This window comes from Sandaracinobacter sp. (assembly GCF_041909755.1).
Lineage (GTDB): Bacteria > Pseudomonadota > Alphaproteobacteria > Sphingomonadales > Sphingomonadaceae > Sandaracinobacteroides.
In genome coordinates this window covers 1-15,462 of the sequence record NZ_JAYRCW010000003.1, presented here as the reverse complement: position 1 = coordinate 15,462, position 15,462 = coordinate 1, and the positions used below count along the sequence as shown (strand labels likewise).

At 68.0% G+C, this 15,462-nt stretch carries 15 protein-coding genes; 11 read left to right on the top strand and 4 right to left on the bottom strand.

The window, feature by feature from the left end; all coding sequences use genetic code 11:
• The first annotated feature begins 8 nt into the window (after positions 1–8).
• The 5 genes from gcvT to gcvPB are packed head-to-tail and all read left to right on the top strand — an operon-like array spanning position 9 to position 5,214.
• Complete coding sequence (gene gcvT, locus ACE3O8_RS00890; RefSeq protein ID WP_374385788.1) at positions 9–1,157, top strand: glycine cleavage system aminomethyltransferase GcvT; 1,149 nt, start codon at positions 9–11, stop codon at positions 1,155–1,157.
• A 12-nt stretch (positions 1,158–1,169) separates the two neighbouring features.
• On the top strand, positions 1,170–1,538 hold the full coding sequence (gcvH, locus tag ACE3O8_RS00885; protein ID WP_374385786.1) for a glycine cleavage system protein GcvH: 369 nt from the start codon (positions 1,170–1,172) through the stop codon (positions 1,536–1,538).
• Positions 1,538–2,287, top strand: coding sequence for a trans-aconitate 2-methyltransferase (locus ACE3O8_RS00880; protein WP_374385784.1), 750 nt, complete (start codon positions 1,538–1,540; stop codon positions 2,285–2,287). Before gcvH ends, ACE3O8_RS00880 begins: the two co-directional genes overlap by 1 nt.
• 9 nt (positions 2,288–2,296) lie before the next feature.
• Complete coding sequence (gene gcvPA, locus ACE3O8_RS00875; protein ID WP_374385782.1) at positions 2,297–3,667, top strand: aminomethyl-transferring glycine dehydrogenase subunit GcvPA; 1,371 nt, start codon at positions 2,297–2,299, stop codon at positions 3,665–3,667.
• Positions 3,664–5,214 carry an aminomethyl-transferring glycine dehydrogenase subunit GcvPB gene (gcvPB, locus tag ACE3O8_RS00870; RefSeq protein WP_374385780.1) on the top strand — a complete coding sequence of 517 codons (1,551 nt, stop codon included), beginning with the start codon at positions 3,664–3,666 and terminating at the stop codon, positions 5,212–5,214. The genes gcvPA and gcvPB overlap by 4 nt, the downstream gene beginning before the upstream one ends.
• Before the next feature lie 109 nt (positions 5,215–5,323).
• Here the strand turns inward: gcvPB and ACE3O8_RS00865 are convergent, their stop codons facing one another.
• Positions 5,324–6,502 (bottom strand): PEPxxWA-CTERM sorting domain-containing protein, encoded by a 1,179-nt coding sequence (locus ACE3O8_RS00865; RefSeq protein ID WP_374385778.1) that lies wholly within the window; start codon positions 6,500–6,502, stop codon positions 5,324–5,326.
• 230 nt (positions 6,503–6,732) lie between these two features.
• Here ACE3O8_RS00865 and msrA point away from each other — a divergent pair, with 230 nt between their 5' ends.
• The 3 genes from msrA to ACE3O8_RS00850 all read left to right on the top strand — a co-directional run bounded on the left by msrA (position 6,733) and on the right by ACE3O8_RS00850 (position 9,016).
• Positions 6,733–7,278: a peptide-methionine (S)-S-oxide reductase MsrA gene (gene msrA, locus ACE3O8_RS00860; protein WP_374385776.1), complete on the top strand. Its 546-nt coding sequence runs from the start codon at positions 6,733–6,735 to the stop codon at positions 7,276–7,278.
• A gap of 186 nt (positions 7,279–7,464) precedes the next feature.
• Positions 7,465–8,646 (top strand): M23 family metallopeptidase, encoded by a 1,182-nt coding sequence (locus ACE3O8_RS00855; RefSeq protein ID WP_374385774.1) that lies wholly within the window; start codon positions 7,465–7,467, stop codon positions 8,644–8,646.
• Positions 8,630–9,016, top strand: coding sequence for a polymer-forming cytoskeletal protein (locus ACE3O8_RS00850; RefSeq protein ID WP_374385773.1), 387 nt, complete (start codon positions 8,630–8,632; stop codon positions 9,014–9,016). The genes ACE3O8_RS00855 and ACE3O8_RS00850 overlap by 17 nt, the downstream gene beginning before the upstream one ends.
• A gap of 59 nt (positions 9,017–9,075) precedes the next feature.
• Here the strand turns inward: ACE3O8_RS00850 and ACE3O8_RS00845 are convergent, their stop codons facing one another.
• Positions 9,076–11,133: a prolyl oligopeptidase family serine peptidase gene (locus ACE3O8_RS00845; RefSeq protein ID WP_374385771.1), complete on the bottom strand. Its 2,058-nt coding sequence runs from the start codon at positions 11,131–11,133 to the stop codon at positions 9,076–9,078.
• A gap of 53 nt (positions 11,134–11,186) precedes the next feature.
• Here ACE3O8_RS00845 and ACE3O8_RS00840 point away from each other — a divergent pair, with 53 nt between their 5' ends.
• A complete protein-coding gene (locus tag ACE3O8_RS00840) occupies positions 11,187–12,362 on the top strand; it encodes an acyl-CoA dehydrogenase family protein (protein WP_374385769.1) in 1,176 nt (391 codons plus the stop codon).
• Positions 12,363–12,420: 58 nt separating this feature from the next.
• On the opposite strand, the gene ACE3O8_RS00835 is transcribed toward ACE3O8_RS00840, so the two are convergent.
• Complete coding sequence (locus ACE3O8_RS00835; RefSeq protein WP_374385767.1) at positions 12,421–12,825, bottom strand: hypothetical protein; 405 nt, start codon at positions 12,823–12,825, stop codon at positions 12,421–12,423.
• Between the two features lie 60 nt (positions 12,826–12,885).
• Positions 12,886–13,686 (bottom strand): DUF815 domain-containing protein, encoded by an 801-nt coding sequence (locus ACE3O8_RS00830; protein WP_374385765.1) that lies wholly within the window; start codon positions 13,684–13,686, stop codon positions 12,886–12,888.
• Between the two features lie 119 nt (positions 13,687–13,805).
• Between ACE3O8_RS00830 and yajC the strand changes: the two genes are divergently transcribed.
• Together yajC and secD are read left to right on the top strand one after the other, a co-directional pair.
• Positions 13,806–14,159 (top strand): preprotein translocase subunit YajC, encoded by a 354-nt coding sequence (gene yajC / locus ACE3O8_RS00825; RefSeq protein ID WP_374385763.1) that lies wholly within the window; start codon positions 13,806–13,808, stop codon positions 14,157–14,159.
• 10 nt (positions 14,160–14,169) lie between these two features.
• On the top strand, positions 14,170–15,462 hold a 1,293-nt coding region (secD, locus tag ACE3O8_RS00820), incomplete at its 3' end, for a protein translocase subunit SecD (protein WP_374385761.1).

Sequence of the window (15,462 nt, the reverse complement as noted above, 5' to 3'; positions counted from 1 at the left end):
CTGCGCCTGTGGCCGATGTCGATCTTGCGAGCCTGAAGACCCTGCCGCTCGATGCCCTGCACAAGGAGCTCGGCGGCCGCATGGTGCCGTTCGCGGGCTATGCCATGCCGGTGCAATATCCATCGGGCGTGATGGCCGAGCATCTGTGGACGCGGGACAGCGCCGGGCTGTTCGACGTGAGCCACATGGGCCAGCTGCTGCTGGAAGGCGACGGCGCGGCGGACTGGCTGGAACGCATCGCGCCCGGCGATTTCCGGGGGCTGCAGCCGCATCGCACCCGCTATACGCTGCTGCTGGCAGACGATGGCGGCATCCTCGACGACCTGATGGTCACCAACATCGATTCCGCCGCGCCCGGCAACCGCTTCTACATCGTGGTGAACGGCGCGACGAAGCTGGACGACATCGCCCACATGCGCCGCACCCTGCCGCCGGAGCTGGTGCTGACCCATCTGGAAGATCATGCGCTGCTGGCCCTGCAGGGGCCGCTCGCCGTTGAGGCGCTCGCGTCGCTGGCCTTGCCGCCCGAAAACGCCGGCCAGCCCGCTATCGCAGACATGAAGTTCATGACCGCCGGCCGGTTCCTGTGGGGCGATGCGAAACTCGCTGTCACGCGCTCGGGCTATACGGGCGAGGACGGGTACGAGATCTCGCTTCCGGCAGCCCAGGTGCGGGCCTTTGCGGACCGGCTGCTTGCCGATGCGCGGGTGAAACCGATCGGCCTTGGCGCGCGGGATTCGCTGCGGCTGGAAGCGGGCCTGCCGCTCTACGGCCATGATCTCACGCCCGAAATCGAGCCGGTCGAAGCGGGCCTCGCGTTCGCCGTTTCCAAGCGGCGGAAGGCGGAGGGCGGATTTCCGGGGGCGGCGCGCATCCTGAAGGCGCTGCTGGACGGCCCGGCCAGAAAGCGCGTGGGGCTGAAGCTGGAAGGCCGCCAGCCCGCGCGCGAAGGCGCGGAGGTGTTCGCGGGCGACGCGAAGGTGGGTGTCGTCACCTCGGGCGGGTTCGGCCCGTCTGTCGGGGCGCCCGTCGCCATGGCCTATGTGCTGTCGGCGCATGCCGCCGACGGCACCACGCTCGAGATCGAGGTTCGCGGCAAGCGCCTGCCGGCGCAGGTCGTTCCGATGCCGTTCCACCAGAAAAACTACGTCCGCTGAAGGGGATAGGTCATGCGATATTTCACCAAGGATCATGAGTGGATTGATGTTGACGGCGACATCGCGACCGTCGGCATCACCGATTATGCGCAGGGCCAGCTGGGCGACGTCGTGTTCGTGGAGCTGCCGGAGGCCGGCCGGATGGTCGCGGCCGGCAAGGAAGCGGCCGTGGTGGAAAGCGTGAAGGCCGCGAGCGAGGTCTATGCCCCCGTGTCCGGCACGGTCACCGAAGCCAATGCCGCGCTGGAAGCGACGCCGGATCTGGTGAACAGCGCGCCGGAAGGCGAAGGCTGGTTCTTCCGCCTGAAGCTCTCCAACCCGGCCGAGCTGGAAGGGCTGCTGGACGAAGCCGCCTACAAGGCCTTCACCGAGACGCTCTGATGGGCTGGAACGCCGCCGACTATGCCGCCAACGCGGGCTTCGTGCCCGCGCTGGGCAACGCCGTGCTGGATCTGCTGGCCGCGCACGCCGGCGAATCCATTCTGGACCTTGGCTGCGGCGACGGCGTGCTGACCGAAAAACTGGTCGCCGCCGGCGCGCAGGTGCTGGGCGTGGACAGTTCCGCGCCCATGCTTCAGGCCGCGCGGGACCGCGGGCTGGATGTCCGGCAGGTCGATGGTCAGGCACTGCCCTTCGATGCGCAGTTTGATGCCGTGTTCTCGAACGCGGCGCTGCACTGGATGCCGGACCAGCGGGCGGTGGCCACGGGCGTGTTCCGCGCGCTGAAGCCGGGCGGGCGCTATGTGGGCGAATGCGGCGGCTTCATGAACATCGCCGCAATCCGCACCGCGCTGCGCGCCGTGCTGAAGGCGCATGGCTACAGCCCTGAATCGGGCGGCGGGCAGACCTATCTGACGGCGGAGGCCTTCACCGCCATCCACCGGGCGGCCGGATTCACCGGGATCGACGCCCGCATCATCGGGCGGCCCACCCCGCTTCCCACCGGAATCCGCGGCTGGTTGAAAACATTCCGCGCCGGATTCCTCGATGAATCGGGCGTGCCCGAAGCCGCCCGGGCCACCGTCATCGACGAGATCGAGGCCCTGCTGGAGCCGGTGCTGAAAGACAGCGCCGGCAACTGGAGCGCCGATTATGTCCGCCTGCGCTGGCAGGCCCGGAAACCCCTGTAGGACGATCGCATGCGATATCTTCCCCTGACGCCGGACGACCGGGCCGCGATGCTCGCAAAGGTGGGCGCGCCCACCATCGACGATCTGTTCGTGGACGTCCCCGCCGAGGCCCGGCTGCCCGGCCCGATCCCCGGCCTGCCGCATCACCAGGGCGAAATGCTGGTGGAGCGCGAGCTGACCCGGATGGCGGCGAAGAACATGGCGGCGGGCGCACATCCCTTCTTCATCGGGGCCGGGGCCTATCGCCACCATGTGCCGGCATCGGTGGATCACCTGATCCAGCGCGGCGAGTTCCTGACAAGCTACACGCCCTATCAGCCGGAAATCGCCCAGGGCACGCTGCAATATCTGTTCGAGTTCCAGACCCAGGTGGCGCGGCTGTTTGGCATGGAGGTGGCGAATGCCTCCATGTACGACGGCGCGACGGCGACGACCGAGGCCATCTTCATGGCCCGCCGCATCACGAAGCGCCCCAGAACGCTGATCTCCCGCGGGGTACATCCGCACTATGTGCGCGCAGCGGAAACATTGTGCCATTTCACCGGCGACGAGCTGGAGACGGCGGCGCCCACGCCGGGCCGCACGCCACCCACGGATGACATGGCCGATCTGATCGCCCGGATCGATGACCGCACATCGGCGGTGATCGTGCAGAACCCGGACTGCTTCGGCCATGTGGCGGACCTGTCACCGCTGGCGGACGCCTGCCATGCGAAGGGCGCGCTGCTGATCGTGGTGGTGACCGAAGTGGTTTCCCTGGGTGCGATCCGCTCGCCCGGAGAGATGGGGGCCGACATCGTCGTCGGCGAGGGGCAATCGCTGGGCGTCGGGCTTCAGTTCGGCGGCCCGCACCTGGGGCTGTTCGCCTGCAACCTGAAGCATGTGCGGCAGATGCCGGGGCGCCTGTGCGGGGAAACCGTGGATGCGGATGGCCGGCGCGGCTTCGTGCTGACTCTGTCCACCCGCGAGCAGCATATCCGCCGCGAGAAGGCGACCTCCAACATCTGCACCAACTCCGGGCTGATGAGCCTCGCCTTCAGCATCCATATGACCCTGCTGGGGGAAAAGGGGCTTCGGCAGCTGGCGGCGCTGAACCATGCCCGCGCCTGCGAAACGGCAGAGCGGCTGGCGGCGATTCCGGGCGTGACCCTGCTGACGGAGCGCTTCTTCAACGAGTTTGCCGTCGCATTGCCGGTGCCCGCGCGGCAGGCCGTTCGCGACATGGCGGAAATGGGCGTGCTGGGCGGCGTCAGCGCCGAGCGGCTCTGGCCGGACAGGCCCGATCTGGCAAATGTTCTGCTGATCGCAGCAACCGAAACGGTTTCCCCTGCCGACATTGACGCGCTGGTGCGCGCACTGACCGAAGTGGTTTCGAAATGAGCATGAACACTCAGGGCCGCCCGTCCGCGCCGGCCAGCGCGCCGGGTGCCGCCGCCCCCACCATCACCGGCAACCCGGCGCTGATGCTGGAAGAGCCGCTGATCTTCGAGGTCGGCTCCCCCGACGTGACGGGCGTGGATCTCGAGGCCCCCCCCGCCCATGTCTCGCGCCTTGGCGGCCTGTCACGCGATGCCGCGATCGGCCTGCCCGGGTTGGCAGAGGGGGAGGCCGTGCGCCACTACACCCGCCTCAGCCGGCAGAATTACGGCATCGACCTCGGCTTCTTCCCGCTGGGAAGCTGCACCATGAAGCACAACCCGCGCCTCAACGAGAAGCTGGCCCGGCTGCCGGGCTTTGCAGATGTGCACCCCCTGCAACCGCAGGATACGGTGCAGGGCGCGCTGGAACTGATCCACAGCCTGGCCGAATGGCTGAAGGCGCTCACCAACATGCCGGCCGTCGCCATGTCGCCCAAGGCGGGCGCCCATGGGGAGCTTTGCGGCATGCTGGCGATCCGCGCCGCGCATGATGCAAAGGGCGATGCGCGTTCGGTGGTGCTGGTGCCGGAATCAGCGCATGGCACCAACCCGGCGACGGCGGCCTTCTGCGGCTATGCGGTGGAGAGCATCCCGGCGGATTCGCGCGGACGGGTGGATACGGCGGCGCTGCTGGCCCGGCTGGGGCCGGACGTCGCGGCGGTGATGATCACCAACCCCAACACCTGCGGCCTGTTCGAGCCCGATCTGAAGCGCATCGCGGATGCCGTTCATGCCGCGGGCGCCTTTGTCTATTGCGACGGGGCCAATTTCAACGCCATCGTCGGCCGCGTCCGCCCCGGGGACCTGGGCGTGGATGCAATGCACATCAACCTGCACAAGACCTTCAGCACCCCGCATGGCGGCGGCGGGCCCGGTTCGGGTCCGGTCGTGTTTTCAGAGGCGCTTGCCCCCTTCGCGCCGCTGCCGTTCGTGGTGGAAGCGAACGGCCGCTACCATCTGGTGGAAGAGGAATCCGCGAGCGCCGAGGATCATGGCAGCAGCTTCGGCCGGCTGTCCGCCTTCCACGGGCAGATGGGCATGTTCGTGCGCGCGCTGGCCTATATCCAGTCGCACGGGGCAGACGGGCTGCGGCAGGTGGCGGAAGATGCCGTGCTCAACGCCAACTATATCCTGCGCAGCCTGGATGATCTTCTGTCCGCGCCGTTCGGGGAAACCGGCCCGTGCATGCACGAGGCGCTGTTCGACGACAGCTTCCTGAAGGACACGGGCGTCACCACGCTGGATGTCGCCAAGGCGCTCATCGACGAGGGCTTCCACCCGATGACCATGTATTTCCCGCTGGTGGTTCATGGCGCGATGCTGATCGAACCGACCGAGACGGAGAGCAAGGCGCGGCTGGACCAGTTCATCGCGGCGCTGCGCGGCATCGCGGCTGCGGCAAAGGCGGGCGACGGCGCGCGCTTTGCCAGCGCCCCGCATTTCGCGCCGCGCAGCCGGCTGGATGAAACGCGCGCGGCGCGGCAGCCGGTGCTGAGCTGGCAGGGCTGATCGCGGCCAGCCCACGCGTCGCAACGGAAAAAGGGGCCGCCGGCGATGTGCCGACGGCCCCTTTTTCATGTCTGGTCTGAAGGGGCCAGCAGGCCCCTTCAGCCCTGCCTCAGGCGGCGACCGCCGTGCGGCGGCGGCGCATCATGGTGCCCACCAGGCCGAAGCCGGCGATCATCATCGCCCAGGTGGCAGGTTCCGGAACCACGCTCTTCAGCCAGTCTTCATGGGCGTAGATCGGCACATAGCCCGAAAATTCGCCGAAGCTGCTGTTCAGGGCGTCGTCGATGTCGCCGAAGTCCGCGCCGAAGGTCAGGCCATAGGAGGTGACCGAGGCGAGCTTGCCGTTCAGGAACTGCGGGCCGCCCGAATCGCCGCCGGCCACGCCGACTTCGATGTCGCCCAGATAGGGGTTGCAGCCAAACGCGGTGCCGGTCAGCACGACGCCGATGATGCAGCCCTGATCGTTGCCGACGAACAGCTCGCCGTCGATGATCTGCGGGCTGGCATTGTCGAAATCGGAAAGCCAGCTGTTGGTGACGTCGGCCGAGCCGAAGAAGCCATCCCAGAAGCCGCCCCAGATGGCGTCGCCCAGGGCATAGTCATAGATGTTCTCGCCCTGGCGCATCCGGCCGGTGCCCAGGTTCGCCCCGACATCGCCGCCGACATCGGACCGGCGGCCGTTGCCGACCACGTTGAACGACTGGCCCGACAGATCATCCTCGAAATAGAAGTCATAGGCCTTGGCGTAAGACGGCGCGTTGCTCGCCAGCGTGATCACGGCGATGTCGTTCTGGTCGATCACCTGGCCGGTGTAGCCGGGGTTCACATGGACATAGCTCGAATCGATGGCGATCGCGCCGGGCGCCGCGACGAAGCCGGGGCCGAAGCGCACCAGATCCGGATCGGAGCTGTCGGAGAAATAGGCCGTCACCTTGTCCGGCCCCTTGGAGCCGTAACCGTCCGACACGCAGTGCGCGGCGGTGACCACCTTGTTGCGGCCGACGAGGCTGCCGGTGCAGATGAAGGCGCCGACGCCGTTATACTGCATGATCAGCGTGACCACGCCGCTGTACTGCGGCTTGTTCGCGAAATAGAGCGGGTTGCCGCCGCCCGCCACGGTCGCGGTGGAATCCACGCCCACGATCATGTTGCTGGCGGTCCATGCCAGGCCCTTGGAAGCGCCCGAAATGGAACGGTTGCTCTGCGCGCTTGCTGCCGTCGGGATTGCCAGGCTGCTCGCTGCGAGCAGACCAAAGGCGATGGCGGACGTGCGCCCTGAGATCTTCATGATGATGTCCCCTACCTGTTGCATGAGCGTCCATCCGGCCCCGTTTGGACGACTCAATATGGATAATTGACCCTGTTCGCGGGCCGTTCGCAACAGTATTTTCATTGCGTTAACCAAAAAGTGGCGTTCCACGCCCTCGCCGGCCGGGACGGGTCCCGCCCTTGCCGCCGGGCCACCGCATGCCCATGTGCGGCTGCAGGATCGTTTCCGCGAATATGGGAGAGGGATGAATGGGCGAGGCCGCAAAGCTGGAAACGGCAATCGTTGCAGGCGGATGCTTCTGGTGCGTGGAGGCGATCTTCGACCGGTTGCGGGGCGTGCAGTCGGTGGAAAGCGGCTACACAGGCGGCCATGTGGCCCACCCCAGCTACAAGCAGGTCTGCAACGGAGACACCGGCCACGCCGAGGCCGTGAAGATCGAATTCGATCCCGCCCGGATCCCCTATGGCGACCTGCTCGACATCTTCCTGGCCACGCATGACCCGACCCAGCTGAACCGGCAGGGCAATGACGTGGGGCCGCAGTATCGCAGCGCGATCTTCCCGCAATCCCCCGCGCAGGAGGCCGAGGCGAAGGCCGCCATCGCCCGCGCCCAGGCCGACTGGGCCGCGCCCGTCGTCACCACGGTGGAGCCCGCCGCGCCCTGGTATCCGGCCGAGGACGAGCATCAGGAATATTTCGACCGAATCGGTGACAATAACCCCTACTGCACGGCTGTCGTCAGCCCCAAGGTACGGAAATTCATGGCAAAATATGCCGACAGGCTGAAGGTCTGAACCACCCGCGTTCGGCCATGTTCATGACCTTCGGATGAAGTCGGGCGGCCATTCCCGCCGCTCGTCGCGAATCTCTTTCGACTCGTCACGGATTCGCGCGCGCTGAGTCGGAGCGGCGGGGGCGCGCTGCTAGGTCGGCGCACACAGGGCGGATCAACCAGACAAGTCCAAGGGTCACCAACCTCAGTGCCAGTGCTCGCCAGCTGGAGTTCACTCTCCGGCCGATGGAACAAGCTGTTTCGCGATCATGAACTGATCGTGCGGACGGAGGGCCATGTGCGCTACTTGCGCCTTGGCGCCGGGGTGCAGCGCAAGGCCGCCGGTCTCGCGCTGGGCGCGGCCGGGCTGTGGCTTGCCGGCACCGCCGGCCTGATCGGCTGGCAGGCCTGGACGAGCTGGCAGAACCGCGACATGGCCGATCGGGCCGCCGCGCTGGCGCAGGCCGAAGTGCGGGTCGCGGCAGAACGGCGCAGCGCCGAACAGATCGCCCGCGACGTGGAATCCCGCCAGCAGCAGCTGGAAAGCCTGTTCAAATCCCATTTCGGCGATGATCCAGAGGCGGCGCGCGCGCTGGAGGATGCCCCGGCCGCGGCCAGCCCGGCCCCGCCCGCCGCCGTTGCGCAGCCGGCCGCCCTGCAGCAGCCCGCCGCCGATCCTGCCCGGCGCGTGAAGCTGATGGATGCCCGGCAGGACAGGCTGGTGGCCGCGATGACGCAGGCTGCCGCCCGCCGCACCGCGCGCGCCGAAGCCGCGCTGCTGGCCGTCGGCCTGCAACCCCGCGCCCGGCTGGCGCAGGGCGGGCCTTTCCTGCCCTGGCGCGCGAAGCGCGAGGACGCGCCGACCGATCCGGCGCTGAAGCGGCTGGAGGCGACGCTGCTCAGGATGGAGCAGGTGGAATCGCTGATTGTCGCGCTGCCGTCCGGAAGCCCGGCCGTCGGCATGCAGACGACGAGTGGCTTCGGCACCCGCTATGACCCCTTCAACGGCCAGCGCGCCATGCATGCGGGCATCGATTTCCGCGGCCCTCACGGCAGCCCGATCCGCTCGGCGGCCCCCGGCCGCGTCAGCTTCGTCGGCGTGAAATCCGGCTATGGCAATGTGGTGGAGGTCGATCATGGCCACGGCCTGCTCACCCGCTATGCCCACCTGGCCGGCTTTGCCGCCCGCGTGGGCGACAGGGTGGACTCCGGCGACACCATTGCCCGCATGGGCTCCACCGGCCGGTCCACCGGCACCCACCTGCATTTCGAAGTCCGGGTGAACGGCGCCGCCGTCAATCCCCGTCGTTTCCTGGAGGCGAACCCCCATGTTCTCGAAGTCAAGGCAGACGCCCGCGAGCGAGTCTCAGGCCGTGACGCAACCGTCTAGGGCGCAGGGCCGGGCAGGGCAGGGCGGCTCCTTCTCCGTGCTGGGCGCCGACGTCACCATCGACGGCAATATCAGCGCCGGGGTGGACCTGCACCTCGATGGCCGGGTGAACGGCGATGTCAGCTGCGCCAGCCTCGTTCAGGGCGCGGGCAGCGTGATCCGGGGTGCCGTCAGGGCCGATACCGCGCGGCTGGCCGGCACGGTGGAAGGGTCGATCGACGCCAAGGATCTGGTGATCCAGGCCAGCGCCCGCATCACCGGCGACGTCAGCTATGACAAGCTGACGATCGAGCCCGGCGGGCAGGTGGACGGCCGCTTCAGCCCGCGCGCAGCCGCCGCACCCAAGGTGGAGCTGGTCGCCAGCAACTGACGCCGGAATTCGGCGGCGCGCCGCAGCGCGCCGCCCGCCCGCGCCGCTTCTTCGCGCCGCTACTTCGCCTTACGCTCGTTGAACCAGTCGATGGGCGCCAGGATGGATTGCAGCCACTGGCTGGGCCGCCCCATGCCGTGCCCGGCGCCCGGCAGCCGGATCATCTCTGCATCCACGCCGCGCAGCTTCAGCGCGCCGAACATCTGCTCCGTCTGGGCGATGGGGGTGCGGAAGTCGCTTTCCCCGGTGATCAGCAGCGTCGGCGTCCGGATCTGCCCCGCCAGGCTGAAGGGGGAGCGGCTGAAATAAAGCTCGGGCTTGTCCCAGGGCGTGGCCCCCATCCAGTGCTTCATGAAGAAGGAGGTCCCGTCGGACGTCGTCACCTGGTTCGTCCAGTCCACCACGGGGCGCAGGGCGACGGCGGCGCGGAACTTGTCCGGCTCTTTCCCGATCGCCCACAGCGTCAGCACGCCGCCACCCGATCCGCCGCCGATGAACAGGTTCCGCGCATCCGCATAGGGGCGATTCGCCAGCTCATCCACCATGGTCATCAGGTCGTCATGGTCCTGCCCCGGATAGGCATTGGTGATCGCGTTGGCGAAGGCGTTGCCATAGCCGATCGATCCGCGCGGATTGGTATAAAGCACCAGATAGCCGGCGGCGGCATACAGGGCATGCGTCACCGAGAAGAAGGGGCCGTAATCGCTGTTGGGGCCGCCATGGATGTCGAGGATGATCGGATATTTCTTCTTCGCGTCGAAGTCCGGCGGGAAGGCGATCCAGCCCTGCACCCGCTTGCCGTCCGCGCGGGAGGCGACATTGATTTCCTCGATGCGCGCGGCCCTGCGGGTTGCGGCCCACTGGGCGTTCACGTCCAGCAGGTCCGTCTGGACGGTTCCGCGCGCGATGCCCAGCCCGGCGGGCCGGTCGGTATGGGCGCTGGTGAAGGCGCACAGATCGGCCACGCAGCTCGCCTGCCCGCCGGACGAGGGCAGATAGAGCCGCGTGCCGCCGACGGACGGCACAAGGATTGTGGTCGCGCCCGACGCGGCGTCGACGCGGGCGACGCGCTGGGTGCCTTCGTCATTGTAGAGGATGGTCAGGCTGCGCCCATCGGCCGCCCAGTCCATGCCGGCGACAGGGCGGTCCAGCGCCTTTGAAAGGTGGGTGATCACGCCGCCCGGCGTCGCCCCCGTCGTCCACAGTTCCGGCATGTCATAGAACTGGTCGGAGGCCGGCGTGCCGAGGAAGGCGACCGTCTTCCCGTCGGGCGAGACTTCGGGCGCATATTCGCTGCCCGGCCGGCTGGTCAACTGCACCGCCGGCCAGACCTTGCCGCCGTCGCCGACCTTTGCCTCATAGAGATAGAGGTCGATCTCGCGCGGGCCGTTCACCGGGTCCTTGCCGAAGGGTGCGACGATGGCGCGGCCGTCGGCCGTCCAGGCGATGCCCCCGTCGTCGTTCACCTGGTCCTTCTCCCCCACGGTCAGCTGGGTGATCGCGCCGGTCGCCGCGTCGGCCACGAACAGGTGCGTCGCGCCGGGCTTGATCTCGCCCGCGCCGTCCGCCCGCCAGAACAGGTCGTCGATGATCTTGGCGTCGGGCGCGCTTTCCGTGCCCTTGGGCTTGTCCGGCATGCCCTTGATGCTGGCAGGCTTCGCCTCGATCCGGCCGACATAGGCGATGCGCCGCCCATCGGGGGACCAGCGGATCTGCGACGGCGCCGTTTCGCCGGTGGTGATGGCGCGGCCCACGCCGTCGGCCAGCGCCAGCACATGGATCTGCGCCTTGCCCAGCGCCTGCGCGACATAGGCGATCCGGCTGCCATCGGGGGACCATTGCGCCTGCCGCGGCCCCACATCGCGCGCGACCAGCAGCCGCCTGTCGATGATCTTGCCCGACGGGTCCAGATGGGCGAGCCACAGCTCGTTCATCCGCCGGTCCAGCCCTCGGTCGAACGTGGTGCGCTGGTAAAGCACCCGCGACCCGTCCGGGGAGACAAGCGGCCCCGTCACCATGGCAAGATCATAGATGTCGGCTGCCTGGAACGGCGTGGCCGGTTGGGCGACCGCCGGAGCGGCGGTGGCGGCAAGAAGCGCGGCGACAAGGATTTTCATCAGCTATTTCCCCTCAATGGCTGATTGCTAGCGTGCAGGCCGAGGAGAATGCAATGCGACTGTTCGAACGCTGGCGGGCGAAATCGCCTTTCTATGATGAAACCCATCAGGCCGTGGCGGAAAGCGTGCGCGCCTTCGTCTCGCGAGAGGTGGATCCCCACATCGACCAGTGGGAGCGCGATGGCGAACTGCCGCGCGAACTCCACCGCAAGGCGGCCGAGGCCGGCGTGCTGGGGTTGGGATACCCAGAGGAATTCGGCGGCCATTCCGACGGCTTCGACATCTTCCACTCGCTGGTGCAGACGGAAGAGCTGTCGGCCCCCGGCGCGGGCGGGCTGGGCGCCAGTCTGATGACGCACGGCATCGGCCTGCCGCCGATTCTGGCGATGGGATCGGATGCGATGAAGCAGCGCATCGCGCCGGCGGTGCTCAGCGGCGAGAAGATCATCAGCCTTGCCATCACCGAACCGGGCGCCGGATCCGACGTGGCGAACATCCGCACCCGCGCAGAGCGGCGCGGTGGGGCCTATGTCGTCAACGGCTCCAAGATGTTCATCACCTCCGCCATGCGGGCCGATTACCTGACGGTCGCGGTGCGCACCGGCGGATCGGGCATGGGCGGCATCTCGCTGCTGCTGATCGAAGCGGACCGGCCCGGCGTTTCGCGCACACGGCTGGAAAAGATGGGCTGGCACTGTTCCGACACGGCCGCGCTCTATTTCCAGGATGTCGAGGTGCCTGCCGAGAACCTGATCGGTCCGGAAAACGCCGGCTTTCTGGGCATCATGCGCAACTTCAACAGCGAGCGGCTGGGCATGGCGCAGGGCTGCATGTCGATGGCGCGGGTGGCGCTTCAGGAAGCGGTGGACTGGGCGCTGGAGCGGGAGACGTTCGGCAAGCCGCTGATGCAGCACCAGTCGATCCGCATCAAGCTCGCCGATCTCGTCCGCCAGATCGAAGCGACGCAGGCCTGGGTGGACCTGCTGGCGCACCAGCACCGGCAGGGCACCGGAGAGCCCGCCAGCTATGCCATGCTGAAGGTGCAGGCGACGCGCACGCTGGAAGCCGTGGCCCGCGAAGCCGCGCAGGTGCTGGGCGGGGCCAGTTTCCTGCGCGGATCCAGGGTGGAGCGCATCTATCGCGAGGTGCGGGTGAACGCGATCGGCGGCGGCAGCGAGGAAATTCTGCTGGATCTTGCCGGCCGGCAGCTGTTCGGCGGCAAACGATAGCGCGGGGATATGCGGTGGACCGGCGGCTGCGGGCCGCCGGCCTTCGCCCGGGCCGGGATCAGAAGGCGAACCCTGCCGGCACGGCGCGGGTCGCTGCCTGCCACAGCCGCTGCCGGTCCGTCGCGGGCAGCAGATCCAGCATCAGCAAGTGGGCGCCCGCCTCGTCGCCGTCGCCGGCATGGGCCAGAAGGTCCAGGAAGGTCGCCTCGTCGGGCGAAAGCTGGCTGGCGCAGGGCGGGAAGGTGGTGAAGGCGTCGGGCCAGGCCGTCACCACGCCTTCCATCAGGGTGCAGAAGGCGGGCGTGCTGTCCCCCAGCAAGGCCGCGATCACCGGCTTCGGGTTGCGCTGATGGCGGGCCAGCATCACCCACATGCGCGCCGCCTTCAGCTGGATGCGGGCGTCTTCCGGCAAGGCCGTGACGGGCGGCGGCATGAAGGTGGCGGCGGACAGCATGAACCGCATGGGTCTCTCCTGCGAATGAGTCGCAGAAAAGTTATTGCGAATTGATCGCAAAAACAAGCCCTATTGACGAGCCGCCCGCCGGGTCAGCAGTTCGGTGCGATAATGCCAGGCCGTGCGGCCAGAACGCCCGCCGCGCGCCAGCGCGAAGGCGATCGCCTCGGCCTCGTCCAGCGGCAGGCCCTCGGCATCCAGATGGCGGCGCACCATCTCCAACCAGGTCGCCTGGTCGGGCACATGAAAGCCCAGGATCAGGCCAAACCGGTCCACCAGCGCCAGCTGGTCGTCGGCGGAATCCCGCCCATGCCGGCTGTCCTCGTGGCTGCGTTCCACCAGATGACGGTGGTTGGAGGTGACTGCGAGGCGGACATTCGCGGGTCGTTCCGCGACGCCGCCATCCAGCAGGGAGCGCAGGATCCGCACCTGCGGGTCCGCCGAGGCGAAGGCGAGATCATCGACATACAGCAGGAAGGGCCGGCCGGCCGCCTCCAGCCGGGTGAACAGCACCGGCAGCGTTGCCAGCGCGTCGCCGGCGGCTTCCACCAGCGCCACGCCCTCGGCAGCCGCGACGGCGCGGACAAGGGCCGATTTCCCCATTCCCCGGCTGCCCCACAGCAGCATGTCGTGCGATGGCAGGCCCTTCGCCAGCGCAGCCACATTCTGCCGAAGCGCCGCGATCTGGCTGTCCACGCCCGCGAACCGCGCCAGCGGCAGGGCGTTCAGCCGCGGCACCGCATGCAGCAGCCGGCCGTCCCAGCGGAAGGCGGCGCCCGTCGCCGGATCGGCTTCGGGCGCAGGCGGCGGGGCCAGCCGTTCAAGGCTGTGGGCAATCTGCAACAGGCTCAGCGCGATTTCATCTGGCATGCCTTGCCTGTAGCGGGCGGCGACCCATTTGAAAAACCGTGTCTGCGCGTGTAAGCGCGGCCACTTGAGATTTTCCCCCGACGTTTCACAGACGTTTTGTTGACGAGGGTCAGACCGAAATGTTCTCCACCCCTGCCTATGCCCAGGCCGCCGCCGGCGGCGCCGCTTCGGGCGGCATCGGCTATATGCTGATGCAGATCCTGCCGCTTCTGGCGCTGTTCCTGATCTTCTGGTTCCTGATCATCCGCCCGCAGCAGCAAAAGCTGAAGCAGCACCGCGCCATGGTCGACGCCGTGAAAAAGGGCGACGAAGTGGTCACGGGCGGCGGCCTGATCGGCAAGGTTTCCAAGGTGACCGACACCGAGGTGGAGATCGAGCTGGCCCCCACGGTGAAGGTGCGCGCGCTGAAGGGCACGTTGTCCAGCGTGACGCCGCGCGGGGCGCCTGCGGCCGCCAACGACGCCAAGGGCTGAGTTTTCCCTGATGCTTGATTTCCCGCCCTGGAAGATCTGGGCCATCGCGCTGACCGTGCTTGCGGCGGCCATCTTCGCGGCCCCCAATTTCCTGTCCGAGGAACAGGCGGCCGGGCTTCCGTCCGCCGTTCCGTCGAAGCAGCTGAATCTGGGGCTCGACCTGCGCGGCGGCAGCCACATCCTGCTTGAGGCCGACCCGGCCGACGTGAAGAAGGCGCGGCTGGAGGTGCTGGAGGAAGTGGTCCGCCAGGGGCTGCGCGAAGCCAATGGCGGCGCCATTCCCTATATGGACCTGTCGGTCGCCAACGGGGCGGTCAGCTTCTCGGTGCGCAATCCGGCGGATGTGGATCGCGCCGTCGAAACCATGCGCGGCCTCTCGCAGCCGGTGGGGCAGCTTTCGGCCCAGCGCGACATCGAGGTGAACCTCGCGGATTCCACCCGGGTGTCGGTGCGCCCGTCTGCCGCCGGCATCACCGCAGAGACGGACCGCGCCATGTCGCAGGCGGTGGAGGTGATCCGCCGCCGGATCGACGAACTGGGCACCCGCGAGCCGACGATCATCCGCCAGGGTGAAACCCGGATCGTGGTGCAGGTGCCGGGCCTGCAGGATCCCGAACAGCTGAAATCGCTGCTGGGGAAAACCGCGAAGCTGGAATTCAAGCTGGTCGATACCGACGCCGATGCCGCCGAAGCCGCACAGGGCCGCGCCCCGCCGGGCAGCCAGGTGGTGCCGAACGCCGATGGCGGCGTGCTGGTGGTGAAGCGCCGGGCGCTCATCACAGGGGATCAGCTGGTGGACAGCCAGCCGACCTTCCAGGATGGCATGCCCGTCGTGTCCTTCCGGTTCGACGGCGTGGGCGGCAAGCGCTTCGCCAAGGCCACGCAGGACAATGTCGGCAAGCCCTTTGCCATCATCCTCGACGGGCAGGTGATTTCCGCGCCGCGCATCAATGAACCGATCCTTGGCGGGTCGGGCATCATTTCCGGCAATTTCACCACCGAAAGCGCGAACCAGCTGGCGATCCTGCTGCGCTCGGGCAAGCTGCCGGTGGAGCTGAAAGTCATCGAGGAACGCACCGTCGGCCCGGATCTTGGGGCGGATTCGATCCGCGCCGGGGCCATCGCCTCGGTGCTGGCGACGCTGTTCGTGGCGATCTTCATGCTGATGACCTACGGTCGCTTCGGCCTCTATTCGGTGGCCGCGCTGCTGCTGAACGCGCTCTTGATCTTCGCGGTGATGACAGGGATCGGCGCCACGCTGACGCTGCCGGGCATCGCGGGCTTCGTCCTCACCATCGGGGCC

Excerpts from the sequence above, each read along its gene's own strand:
- ACE3O8_RS00865 (WP_374385778.1), bottom strand. The coding sequence starts at position 6,502 with ATGAAGATCTCAGGGCGCACGTCCGCCATCGCCTTTGGTCTGCTCGCA.
- gcvH (WP_374385786.1), top strand. The coding sequence starts at position 1,170 with ATGCGATATTTCACCAAGGATCATGAGTGGATTGATGTTGACGGCGAC.
- ACE3O8_RS00835 (WP_374385767.1), bottom strand. The coding sequence starts at position 12,825 with ATGCGGTTCATGCTGTCCGCCGCCACCTTCATGCCGCCGCCCGTCACG.
- gcvPA (WP_374385782.1), top strand. The coding sequence starts at position 2,297 with ATGCGATATCTTCCCCTGACGCCGGACGACCGGGCCGCGATGCTCGCA.
- gcvPB (WP_374385780.1), top strand. The coding sequence starts at position 3,664 with ATGAGCATGAACACTCAGGGCCGCCCGTCCGCGCCGGCCAGCGCGCCG.
- yajC (WP_374385763.1), top strand. The coding sequence starts at position 13,806 with ATGTTCTCCACCCCTGCCTATGCCCAGGCCGCCGCCGGCGGCGCCGCT.
- ACE3O8_RS00830 (WP_374385765.1), bottom strand. The coding sequence starts at position 13,686 with ATGCCAGATGAAATCGCGCTGAGCCTGTTGCAGATTGCCCACAGCCTT.
- ACE3O8_RS00840 (WP_374385769.1), top strand. The coding sequence starts at position 11,187 with ATGCGACTGTTCGAACGCTGGCGGGCGAAATCGCCTTTCTATGATGAA.
- ACE3O8_RS00845 (WP_374385771.1), bottom strand. The coding sequence starts at position 11,133 with ATGAAAATCCTTGTCGCCGCGCTTCTTGCCGCCACCGCCGCTCCGGCG.
- msrA (WP_374385776.1), top strand. The coding sequence starts at position 6,733 with ATGGGCGAGGCCGCAAAGCTGGAAACGGCAATCGTTGCAGGCGGATGC.
- ACE3O8_RS00880 (WP_374385784.1), top strand. The coding sequence starts at position 1,538 with ATGGGCTGGAACGCCGCCGACTATGCCGCCAACGCGGGCTTCGTGCCC.